This window comes from Kocuria sp. SM24M-10 (assembly GCF_001027955.1).
Classification (GTDB): Bacteria; Actinomycetota; Actinomycetes; order Actinomycetales; family Micrococcaceae; genus Kocuria; species Kocuria oceani.
The window spans coordinates 1-9,489 of sequence record NZ_LDNX01000079.1 but is presented as its reverse complement, the minus strand read 5'-3'; the positions used below and the strand labels follow the sequence as shown (position 1 = coordinate 9,489).

The following is a 9,489-nucleotide window of genomic DNA, read 5'->3' as shown; positions in this document are numbered from 1 at the left end:
TGCACGAGCTGGGGTGGGGGCTGTGGGTCCGGTGGAGAGACCGGAGGATGAATCTCGGAAGCGGTCCACAACCCCCACCCCAGCTCACAACACTGCCGCCGGCCAGGCGTCCTCTCGCGCGCCGCCGGCTCGGCCGGCCGAACACTCGGAGTGGAGAAGTTGGTCTATGACCGTTAGGGCGGGTTTGGTGTTCAATGGAAGGGAATGGTGTTGCTGATGCGAAGGAGGACCGATGGCGCAGCGCAGAAGTGCGACGAAGACCGAGGCGCGGGAACGGGCCCGTCGGGCGGCCGCAGAGTCGATGGCTCGGGAGCAGCGGTTGCTGGAAATGGGTGAAAAGTTCTTCGTCGCCCAGGGCGAGGCCGAGCAGATCATGGAGACGGCCGAGCAGCGCATCGCGGAGATTCGTGCCAAGGCCGAGCAGGAGGCCGCTCAGGCCAGGCAGGCGCAGGCCGGTGTGGTCGTGGCCATGAAGGGGGAGCGGGTGGCGGTGTCCGATATCGCTCAGCGATTGGAGCTGTCAGCGGCCGCGGTGCGCGCACTCTTGAAGGACAACAAGGGTGACGACCCTGCGACGCCGAAGAACGCCGGTTCCGCCGACGTGACGGCTTCAGCCGACAGTGAGCTGGAGCGAGAGACCGTCGACGCGTAGATCCTGTCCGGTGACTCGTCAGCTCACTCTGCGGCCAGGACTGTCTCGCGTGTGGTGGCCCACCGGTACTGGGTCGCCTGCAGGTCTTCGTCTGCTGGATCCCATGGACTCACGGTGAACCGGGCATCCTTGTCCTCGAGCTCACCGTCCTGGGTGAACCGCAGGCCGCTGAGGATGCCAATGACGCATTCACCGGGGTGTCGCCGAGCGTGGTCGACTTCCCCGCGGGTCACGGTCACGGACGCGCCGTTGGATTGCGTGCCTTTGGCCTCCAGGTAACGGGTCTGGCCGTTCTTCCGCGCGATGGCGTCGTAGGGGCCGTCGAAGCGGACGTCGGCGACCTCCCACCCACGATCGCGGTAGTAGGTCTCCAGGCGGGACTGGGCGGCGTCTTCCAGTGCCTTGCGCCGTTGGGGGTCCAGGACCCGCCCTTGTCCCTCGGAGTCGGGGGACAAGGGCTCATCGGTCGCCAGGACCTCATCGAGGTCCGGTGTCGGATGGTAGGTCAGCGCAGCCCGATTCCGTGGCCGCTCGGCACCCATGAGAGCGTCGTGCACCCGATGGCCTTCGGGCAGCACGTACCCCTGGAGGGCTCGACGTCGTTGGCCGTTCTTCCAGAACTGCGGACCGACGTCCTCGATCCCGGTGATGGCGGCCACCAGCACGACTTCTCCGCGCCAGGAGAAGGTGGCGATCCGCTCGTCCTCGATGCGGTCCCCGAACCGCCAGATGCCTCGGTTGTACTCCCAGACCTCTTCGAGAGCTGCCTCCGGAGCCCAGCCCTGCCAGGGCCGTCCCGCCCATGACTCCTTCGGATCGAGCACCTTCTTTTCGAACAGCTTGAAGTTGATAGCCATCGGATCTCACTCAGCCTTGTCTCTCGGCGCGTTTTGAGGACGTGGTGGTTCTAGAACAGGGTGGGGTGGTCGGGGTCGATGCCGTGCACGAGCTCGCGCACCAGGGCCTCATCCCACCCATGGGTCTTGAGCTCCTCGCGCAGCTGCCGGGAACGCACCGATCGCTCCGCACGGGACAGCCGGCGCCACCGAGCGGCGGTGGCCGAGGGCATCCGGCCCTTCATCGCCCGGTCGGCCATGTTCTCCGACCGTGTCCCCAGCAGCAGGTGCGTGGAAGGCTCCAGGGTGGCGTGCACACACAGCGGGACGTCGCACCAGTGCAGCGCGGTCAGACCATCGATCGCAGTGAAGCCACCGTGCACGGTGGCCAGGGAGAAGCGGTGGGCGGCGACAGCTCGTTGACCGCCGGCGGTGTTGATCCAGAAGCGGCCGTAGCCGTCATCGCTGATCGCGCCCAGCCACAGCCAGCACGAGTCCGGGGCCGGTCCTTTGAGAACGTGGGAGTAGAAGCGCTCAACGTCCGAGGAACGCACGGCGGGCCTCCGCTTTGTGGACGAGCAGCAGCAACAGTGCAGTGATTACCGCACCGACGCCGATCGCCGTCCAGGTGAAGTCGTTGGCGCCGACCACAGCCCAGACCATGAACAGGTACGGGGCGATGGACACCGTCCCAGCCAGGCGGTGACGCAGCGCCGAGGGCATCGGAAGGATGCGCAGGAACCAGTGCGCCACCGCGTGACCGATCCGGTAGTACAGGCGAACCCACCACAGCAGATACGGGATCAGGATGCGCGGCATCGACTCTCCTTCTCGCCGACTGCCGGGGGTGCCTCGCGACGGGACGGGGGCTGCTCCAGGTGGTGCATGAGGGTCCTTCCCTGGGTCGGGCTGACGCTTGTTCTACTTTGGCAGGCTGGCGTGGCCTGGAGGGGCTTCCCGTGCCGGTGATGAGCCGGCTGCCTCGATGACTTCGATGTCCCGGCGCCCTGTGGTGGAACCGCGTGGCGGTGGTTGTGGCGGTCAGGGGCCGTAAATCAACGTGATAGCGATCCCGAGGGCGGGCAGAGCGAGGAACCCCGCCGCAGCGGCCAGCGCGCCGGGCACGGGGCGTCGTGCCAGCACGCCGGCTGCTCCACCCACCAATCCGCTCAGCAACGGCAGCAGCAGAAACCACAACGGCCTGGGGCCCCTATTACCGGAGAAATCAATCGAGGCCCAGCTCAGCAGCACGGTCGCCAGAAGCGAAAGCCAAGCCACCGCAGTCAGTGCACCACGGGCCTTCACGCGCCCCTGACCTTCCACCACTACTTCTTCCATGAGTCCATTCTCTGTCGAAGTCTGGGCCTGCAGACCGACACCACCGTGTACTGACCCTCATCTTCCGCCACCAGGATCTCCCCCTTGCCGTGGCCGGCGGGCGGGGGAGAACTCGTGGGTTGAGGTCATGACCGCTGTGGCTGTGGGCTCCTGCGTAGGGTGAGAACCACTGATCTGAAAGGACGCGCCCATGCCACTTGCAGCCAGCAGGTTCATTGATCCGATCTCCCCGGTGTTCGGCGCGACCTCGGCTGCCACCTTTGGTGCCTTGAGCTTGATCGACCCGTCCCGGTTGAGCCCGGCACCTCGACTGGCCTACCGGGCGGGAGTGGCCGCGACCACGGCGTGGTGGGCTGGGGTCACCACCGACCGGACCGCGCTGATCCCGGCCAATGTGGTGGTCGGGATAGCCGCCGGAGCAGCAGCCCTGGCCGTCTCCGATGCCTCCGAGGCCTTGGACGCCCGGATCGTGAACCGCCTGGACACGGCCGGGGTGCGCCACCCGCGGCGGTGGCTGGCCGCAGCCTCCGTGGCCAGTGTCCTGGCCGGCTACGCCGCTGACCGCGCCGCCGCCCGCGCCCAGGCCCACGCACTGGAGGAGATGGGGGAGGAGTCGATGCGCACCCGTGCGCTCACCCCTGCGGTGCGCGAGGTGCTCCACGCAATCCTGCAGGCCACCAACACCGCCGAGGCCCAAGAGCTGATGGGACAGCTGGCGGTGGCCCAGGAATCCTACTTCGACGATGATGCCGACGGGTTCTGCCCCACCGTGGAGTTCCAGGTGCCCGACGACGTGGTGCGCGTGGTGCCGCACCACCAGACCTACCCCGTCCGGGCCCGGTACCACGCCCCGGACGGCACGCCACTACAGGTCAGTCTGCAGATCGCCGAGGGCAAGCTGTCCTATCTGTCCATCGACTTCGCCGAGGAGGACCACTTCGAGGACGAGAACGCGATCGACGTCATCGAGGAGCTCATCGACCAGTGGCCGGATCCGGCCGAGCTGCGGTACGTGCGCGAGGGCCCGGAGGGTCACCTGCTGCCGGTGACCTGACCGGCGCCACGCTCCTCCCTGCGGCAGTGATCGCTCAAGGGTTGTCCTGCGCAAGGGGTACAGGCGGCGTCTGCATGCCTGCGACCTCGTGGATTCGCAGGCTCCCGCGCCGACCCGGAGACCGCCTGCTACGGGCAAGTAGCGCTGTTCTCACCTGCGCAGACGCCGAGTTAGCGTCACATCGGTGCTATTTGCTCTCGTGATGCCAGCATGAGGGGGCGCCGATCCAGGCGCCCCGATCCCTTTGATTCTGGAGGCTCCTCATGCCTTTCGCTCTGCTCTCACGCACCCGCTCCACCTCGTCCTCACCCATGGCGGGCGCCTCCCGTGCGGGGTGGCGTGCCGCAGCCGCCTCCACGGTCGTGGCGGGTTTGCTCTTCACCGGTGGGGTGGCGCCGGCGCAGGCGGCGAGCACCTACAGCGCCCCGCTGCGCACCGCGGTGAAGTCCCTGCCGGTGGCCGCGGAGAACAACGCCGGCTACAACCGGGACAAGCAGTTCGGCGACTGGAAAGACACCAATAAGGACTGCCAGAATACCCGGGCCGAGGTGCTGCAGAACGAATCCAAGGTGAAGACCAGCTTCACCACCACCAAACGATGCACCGTCAAGGGCGGCAAGTGGGTCACCACCTGGGACGGGCGCACCCACACCTCGGCCACCACCGTGCAGATCGACCACACCGTGCCGGTCCACGAGGCCTGGGGCTCCGGGGCGCGGGGCTGGAGCCAGACCAAGCGGGTGGCGTTCTACAACGACCTCGGCGATCACCGCACGCTCAGCGCCCAGACCTCCAAGCTGAACTCCACCAAGCAGGCCCGCGGCCCGGAAGAGTGGATGCCGCCCAAGCACCGCTGCGGCTATGTGGGGGAGTGGGTGGCGGTGAAGATCCGCTGGGGCCTGAAGGTCGACAGCAAGGAAAAGGCCGCACTGACCAAGATCGCCGCGGCCTGCCCCAACGTGAAGCTCACCGTGAAAAAGGCCTAACCAGACGAAGCCGGCCGGTCCGGTGCAGGCGGGTGGCGCTCGGGCAGCGCTGCTGCCAGGTGCGGGGCAAGCCGGGCCAACCGTCGAAGATACCCGTGGGTCTCCAGTTCCTGCAGGGCCGCGGGGGCCCGGGTCTTGGGTGTGCTGCTACGAGCGGCTAGATCCGCTAGCCGCTCCGCACCCCGATGCGGGCCTCGGGGTGCGGAGCCGGCAACTCGCTGGAGCGCCACGCTACCCACCCAGAGGACGAGCAGGGGTGTCTGTCCCTGCACCAGCGCCCCGGGGGACTCCGATGTACCTGCTGGCAGGGACAGACACCGGTCTTTGTGAAAGCTAATGTCAGCGCTTACCTGTGGCCGGTGTGGCCGCACGAGGGTAGGGGAACGAAATGAAGACACGTCTCAAGGGTTTATTTCTGGCGGTCGCTCTGTTCTGCGGGTTGATGGTTGCCGCGCCTCCGGCGCAGGCTGCCACGGTCGTGCGAGGAGAGGTGATGTGCGTGAATTCGGCCGTGACTGGCGTGTGGATCAAAGCCGAACGCGGCACCTCCGGGTTCGCCAAGTGGAAAATGCCGGTAAAGATTGGCGGACACAGCAAGGCCGTCTATGAGTACTCCTTGAACAAGGGCGGGCGGTACCAGGTACATGTCGGGTGCGGTGGTACGTCCAAGGCATGGAAGGTGAACGCGAAGTCCGGATGGGTGTCGGGGCAGAAGAACAACTTCCGCTGCAATGACGTCCACCCTGGAGCGAAGTTCATCCCCAGGATCGGCACCATGATCAAGAGCCAGACGAAGGGGATCCCGTACAAGACCTGCAAGCGCATCTAACGCAGGCCGACACCCAGTCAGGAGCGCCCGGGGCTTCACCCGGGCCCTCCTGACTGGGCAGAGGCGCGCAGGCCACGTAGGACGCGAGTTCTCGGATCCGTGTCCACTCGTCCTGGTCAACCGGCAGGCACGGATGCTGACGAGACGGCAGCTCCGCCCTGACGGGGCTTCTGATCCTCTTGGCGTGCGCGCTGTATCGGGCGTAGATGCTGGCCGCGTTGGTGGCGTGACCTTCGATGGTGTCCGGGGGCAGTCGAGGATCTCGGCGAAGACCGGAATGTGGCTGAGCTAGACGAGCTCCTCGAGGGCACCCAGGCCGGCGGCCCGGCGCGTGCAGTGACCACCCCAGGGGTGTGGCTCAGCTCGAGGGCCTTAGAGGACTTACTCGGGGTTGTCCACGGATACCGGGTTGTCGTCATCGTCAGCGTCGATGGCCTGCTCCTCGGCACCGGCTTCCTCAGGGTCCGGCTCGCTCAGACGTTGCTCGACGACTTGCTGGAACTTCTCAGCGGTTTGCGCATCGACCAACCCATCCGAGGTGTCTGCGGCCGGGTTGGATCGGTCCTGGGCGTTCTCCTCTTCTGGTGTGGAGGTGCGGGGGTTACGGGCATCGGGGTTCATCAAATGCCTTTCGTCTCGGCGGGGCAGATCCACGCCGACTCACCGCCGGAGAGCTCGGGCCGTAGGGCGGGATCATCTCTCGGTGCTAGAACACCGCGGTGGGGGAGTCATCGTGATCGACCCGAATCGCCAGTCGGGGTCGGGGGCGGAAGGATCGTGGATCTTTTCTTTTCGGAAACTCCTCGAGGAGCTCCCCTGGTGTCGTTCCTATCGTGCTCTGACCTGTGGTGACAAGAGCCGCGGCCGCACCGCTTCGAGTACCTCCCGTCCGAGGCGATGTTTCCGACGCTGCGGCTTCGCCGACCCTGGCTCGCCGTGACGGTCATGGGGCATGGGACGACTGGGGCTAACAAGGATGGCATTTGATATGTGATTGTGCTGGGGATTCCGCAGTGGAGCGGGCATGATGGGGGTATGTCTACCGCCCCCATGGCACCGCGCACCGGTCTGCAGGCCCACCGTGATTCCCAACGGTGGTCGATCCCGCAGGTCGTCGAGGCACTGCGGGAGATCCTGGGCGCGCGTCTGGTGGCTTATCTCGGGGGTGTGAAAGAGACCCGTGCGGTCCGGGAGTGGGTCGACGGCACGCGCGAGCCCGGCTCCGAGGCCGTCAAGCAGCGGCTGCGCGATGCCTACTACATTGCCGCCCTGCTGGCCGAGCGCGAAGCACCCGGGGTGGTTCAGGCCTGGTTCACCGGCATGAATCCGCAGCTGGGGGACCGCGCCCCAGCCCGGCTGCTGCGGGAAGGGGACCCGGAGCGCACGGTCGCCGAGGTCACCGCAGCCGCCCGGGCCTTCGTGGCCTCGGCGGGATAGCGGTGGGCCTGGTCATCGTTGCGGCGCCCCAGGAGCCGGTCTGGCGAGTCGGGTACCAGCCCGAGCCGTTGGCCTGGAGCGGGTGGGAGCACGCCACCGATGGGCGCTTCCACGGCCGCTGGGACGACCCTCACGGGACGTTCCGCACCTTGTACCTGGGCGAGTCCCTGCTGGCGTGCTTGCTCGAGGTCCTGGCCTTCGCCCGCAGGGACAAGCACCTGGCCGCGGCCCTGGCGGAGATCGACGAAGACCCTGAAGACGCGCGGGAACACCCCACCGCGGACCCCGGGACCCTGGATCCCGCGTGGCTGGAGCCCCGTTGCGCGGCTTCGGCGGTGCTGAGCGGTCGGTACTGCCGGGTGGGTGCGGCTGACACCGTCGCCGCCCTTTACCCGCGGTTTATCGGGGACGCCCTGGATGCCGGCTACGACGACTTCGACGCCGGCCTGCTCAAAAACGGTGCCGCCCGGGCCATCACCCAGGCCGTCTCCGCCCACCTGTACCTCCAGGAAGGCATCGACGGCATCGAGTTCACCTCCCGGCACGGCGACGAGCTGGACCTGTGGTGCCTCTACGAACAACCTCACGACTCACAGATCAGCTCACACCTGCTGAGACTCAATGAAGTCACCCTGCACCCGGACACCCCGGAACTGCAGCAAGCCCTCGACATGCTCGGACTGCACTGGACCTCCACCTCGTAAGGCCGGCCTGCGCCCCGTGCAGGCAAAGCGGGACGAGTAGTTGCATTAGATGCGAGAACTCCCCTGCGACCGGTGGCCGATAATTCTGGTTATGTAAACTCACAACGACTTTATTCGCGGTTTCTGCACATCGTGAGGTTCCGGGTAACAGCTCCAATGCTCCCCCAACTGCCTCCTGACCTGGGCTTATCCTGCTTGATCGCCGCAGGGCGACGTGCAGTGCGGGATGCGAATGGCACCTGGATCCACCATGCCCATTCGGCTTCTGGCCTGGACTTTCCCGGCGCTGATTGCGGTACACGCAATCTGTGTGCGACTATCGCAAGCATCTTCTGACATCCAAGGACGACTCATGGGCCACGATGGCGAGAACGTGCGGTTCGTTCCCTTCGGTGGGCAAGCTCCCGATCCGGACGTCTTCCTGGCCAGTGTCTTGGATGGGTGGGGTGCTCAGCAGCGGGCGAAGGACTTCGCGCCGGCCACGATTCGCACCCGGCGCAGCGTCGTGATGAGCTTGGTGGACTTCTCGGGGCGCTACCCGTGGGAGTGGACGCTGTCAGACGCGGACGACTTCTTCTCCCACGCCCGCGCGGTGCGCAACCTCTCTCACGGGAGCGTGCGCTCCTATCAGGGGGCGATCAAGCTGTTCTGCGACTACGCCTGCGATCCGCACTACGACTGGTGCGAGCAGGCCGCGAGGTCGTTCGGGCAGGTCTTCGCCCAGGTCGTGACCGAGCTCAACCGCCTCACCCATGCCCAGCCCACCGAGGCGCGCCCGGCCAAACGCCCTTTCACCCAGGCCGAGCTGCAGGAGTTGTTCGATCTGGCCGATCTGGAGGTCGAGCGGATCCTGGTCTCCGGGCGCAAGGGTGCGGTGGCCGCCTGGCGCGATGCGATTGCGTTCAAGACGGCCTACAGCTGGGGGCTGCGTTCCAACGAACTGCGGCACCTGCAGGTCGTGGACTTCTCGTCCAACAACCGGGCGCCCTATCTCGGCGGCCACGGCGTGCTGCGCGTGCGCTGGGGAAAGTCCCACCGCGGCTCGGCGAAGAAGGTCCGCTCCGTGCTGACCGTCTGGCCTTGGTCCGCGGAGATGATCCAGGACTGGATCCGCAACGGGCTGCCCCGCTACGGGCACCCGGTGAGTGATCTCTTCCCCACCAGCACCGGGGCGATCGTGGGCGAATCGCATCTGCTCGGGCGGCTGCGTGCCTTCATCGATGAGCTCGGTTTCCCGCCCGGGCTCGATCTGCACTCCTTCCGGCGTTCCTACGCGACACAGTTGATCACCGGGGCGGGCTTCGACGTCACCTTCGTTCAACTCCAGCTCGGTCACGAGCACGCCGCGACGACCTCGATCTACTCCCTGCCGTCCCCCGACTACCAGCGACTGGCCCTGGAACGGGCCCACGACCGCACCATCCAGGCAGCCCTCGGGCTGCCCGCACCCAGGAGAGCCCCATGAGCACACGCGAGATCACCTACACCTGGCGGGTCCGCGAGATCATGGCACGCCGCGGCGTGCACACCGCCAAGGACCTCGCCGAGCTGTTGCACGAACGTGGCATCACCCTCACCGCCAACGCCGTGTGGCGCATCGTGACCCAGCAGCCGGAGCGGATCTCCTTCAAGGTCCTCGTCGCCCTCTGCGAC

At 66.8% G+C, this 9,489-nt stretch carries 14 protein-coding genes; 8 read left to right on the top strand and 6 right to left on the bottom strand.

Annotated features, from left to right (window positions below):
* The first annotated feature begins 232 nt into the window (after positions 1–232).
* Positions 233–652: a hypothetical protein gene (locus ABL57_RS09305; protein WP_047803186.1), complete on the top strand. Its 420-nt coding sequence runs from the start codon at positions 233–235 to the stop codon at positions 650–652.
* Between the two features lie 23 nt (positions 653–675).
* On the opposite strand, the gene ABL57_RS09300 is transcribed toward ABL57_RS09305, so the two are convergent.
* The 4 genes from ABL57_RS09300 to ABL57_RS09285 all read right to left on the bottom strand — a co-directional run bounded on the left by ABL57_RS09300 (position 676) and on the right by ABL57_RS09285 (position 2,826).
* Entirely contained in the window at positions 676–1,509 is an 834-nt protein-coding gene (locus ABL57_RS09300) for a protein NO VEIN domain-containing protein (protein ID WP_047803185.1), read from the bottom strand.
* Positions 1,510–1,559: 50 nt separating this feature from the next.
* On the bottom strand, positions 1,560–2,042 hold the full coding sequence (locus ABL57_RS09295) for a hypothetical protein (RefSeq protein WP_047803184.1): 483 nt from the start codon (positions 2,040–2,042) through the stop codon (positions 1,560–1,562).
* Positions 2,023–2,307 carry a hypothetical protein gene (locus ABL57_RS09290; RefSeq protein WP_047803183.1) on the bottom strand — a complete coding sequence of 95 codons (285 nt, stop codon included), beginning with the start codon at positions 2,305–2,307 and terminating at the stop codon, positions 2,023–2,025. Before ABL57_RS09290 ends, ABL57_RS09295 begins: the two co-directional genes overlap by 20 nt.
* A gap of 222 nt (positions 2,308–2,529) precedes the next feature.
* A complete protein-coding gene (locus tag ABL57_RS09285; RefSeq protein ID WP_152683340.1) occupies positions 2,530–2,826 on the bottom strand; it encodes a hypothetical protein in 297 nt (98 codons plus the stop codon).
* A 190-nt stretch (positions 2,827–3,016) separates the two neighbouring features.
* Between ABL57_RS09285 and ABL57_RS09280 the strand changes: the two genes are divergently transcribed.
* Both ABL57_RS09280 and ABL57_RS09275 read left to right on the top strand, forming a co-directional pair.
* Positions 3,017–3,880 carry a hypothetical protein gene (locus tag ABL57_RS09280; protein ID WP_152683339.1) on the top strand — a complete coding sequence of 288 codons (864 nt, stop codon included), beginning with the start codon at positions 3,017–3,019 and terminating at the stop codon, positions 3,878–3,880.
* A 263-nt stretch (positions 3,881–4,143) separates the two neighbouring features.
* Complete coding sequence (locus ABL57_RS09275; protein ID WP_238986021.1) at positions 4,144–4,866, top strand: HNH endonuclease family protein; 723 nt, start codon at positions 4,144–4,146, stop codon at positions 4,864–4,866.
* On the opposite strand, the gene ABL57_RS23515 is transcribed toward ABL57_RS09275, so the two are convergent.
* Positions 4,863–5,096 (bottom strand): helix-turn-helix domain-containing protein, encoded by a 234-nt coding sequence (locus ABL57_RS23515; protein ID WP_371212472.1) that lies wholly within the window; start codon positions 5,094–5,096, stop codon positions 4,863–4,865. The genes ABL57_RS09275 and ABL57_RS23515 overlap by 4 nt on opposite strands.
* Before the next feature lie 158 nt (positions 5,097–5,254).
* Between ABL57_RS23515 and ABL57_RS21820 the strand changes: the two genes are divergently transcribed.
* Positions 5,255–5,695, top strand: coding sequence for a hypothetical protein (locus ABL57_RS21820; protein WP_152683338.1), 441 nt, complete (start codon positions 5,255–5,257; stop codon positions 5,693–5,695).
* Between the two features lie 381 nt (positions 5,696–6,076).
* Here ABL57_RS21820 and ABL57_RS21815 read toward each other — a convergent pair whose 3' ends face one another.
* The gene (locus tag ABL57_RS21815; RefSeq protein WP_152683337.1) at positions 6,077–6,316 is read right to left on the bottom strand and encodes a hypothetical protein; all 240 of its coding nucleotides are present in this window, start codon (positions 6,314–6,316) and stop codon (positions 6,077–6,079) included.
* A gap of 414 nt (positions 6,317–6,730) precedes the next feature.
* Here ABL57_RS21815 and ABL57_RS09265 point away from each other — a divergent pair, with 414 nt between their 5' ends.
* From ABL57_RS09265 to ABL57_RS09250, 4 genes are all read left to right on the top strand, one after another.
* Positions 6,731–7,132 (top strand): hypothetical protein, encoded by a 402-nt coding sequence (locus ABL57_RS09265; protein WP_047803197.1) that lies wholly within the window; start codon positions 6,731–6,733, stop codon positions 7,130–7,132.
* Positions 7,133–7,134: 2 nt separating this feature from the next.
* A complete protein-coding gene (locus ABL57_RS09260) occupies positions 7,135–7,836 on the top strand; it encodes an RES domain-containing protein (protein ID WP_053004858.1) in 702 nt (233 codons plus the stop codon).
* Positions 7,837–8,188: 352 nt separating this feature from the next.
* Positions 8,189–9,301, top strand: coding sequence for a site-specific integrase (locus tag ABL57_RS09255; RefSeq protein WP_047803179.1), 1,113 nt, complete (start codon positions 8,189–8,191; stop codon positions 9,299–9,301).
* On the top strand, positions 9,298–9,489 hold a 192-nt coding region (locus tag ABL57_RS09250; RefSeq protein WP_047803178.1), incomplete at its 3' end, for a helix-turn-helix transcriptional regulator. The genes ABL57_RS09255 and ABL57_RS09250, both read left to right, overlap by 4 nt.

Excerpts from the sequence above, each read along its gene's own strand:
- ABL57_RS09305 (WP_047803186.1), top strand. The coding sequence starts at position 233 with ATGGCGCAGCGCAGAAGTGCGACGAAGACCGAGGCGCGGGAACGGGCC.
- ABL57_RS09300 (WP_047803185.1), bottom strand. The coding sequence starts at position 1,509 with ATGGCTATCAACTTCAAGCTGTTCGAAAAGAAGGTGCTCGATCCGAAG.
- ABL57_RS09290 (WP_047803183.1), bottom strand. The coding sequence starts at position 2,307 with ATGCCGCGCATCCTGATCCCGTATCTGCTGTGGTGGGTTCGCCTGTAC.
- ABL57_RS09285 (WP_152683340.1), bottom strand. The coding sequence starts at position 2,826 with ATGGAAGAAGTAGTGGTGGAAGGTCAGGGGCGCGTGAAGGCCCGTGGT.
- ABL57_RS09280 (WP_152683339.1), top strand. The coding sequence starts at position 3,017 with ATGCCACTTGCAGCCAGCAGGTTCATTGATCCGATCTCCCCGGTGTTC.
- ABL57_RS09275 (WP_238986021.1), top strand. The coding sequence starts at position 4,144 with ATGCCTTTCGCTCTGCTCTCACGCACCCGCTCCACCTCGTCCTCACCC.
- ABL57_RS21820 (WP_152683338.1), top strand. The coding sequence starts at position 5,255 with ATGAAGACACGTCTCAAGGGTTTATTTCTGGCGGTCGCTCTGTTCTGC.
- ABL57_RS21815 (WP_152683337.1), bottom strand. The coding sequence starts at position 6,316 with ATGAACCCCGATGCCCGTAACCCCCGCACCTCCACACCAGAAGAGGAG.
- ABL57_RS09265 (WP_047803197.1), top strand. The coding sequence starts at position 6,731 with ATGTCTACCGCCCCCATGGCACCGCGCACCGGTCTGCAGGCCCACCGT.
- ABL57_RS09255 (WP_047803179.1), top strand. The coding sequence starts at position 8,189 with ATGGGCCACGATGGCGAGAACGTGCGGTTCGTTCCCTTCGGTGGGCAA.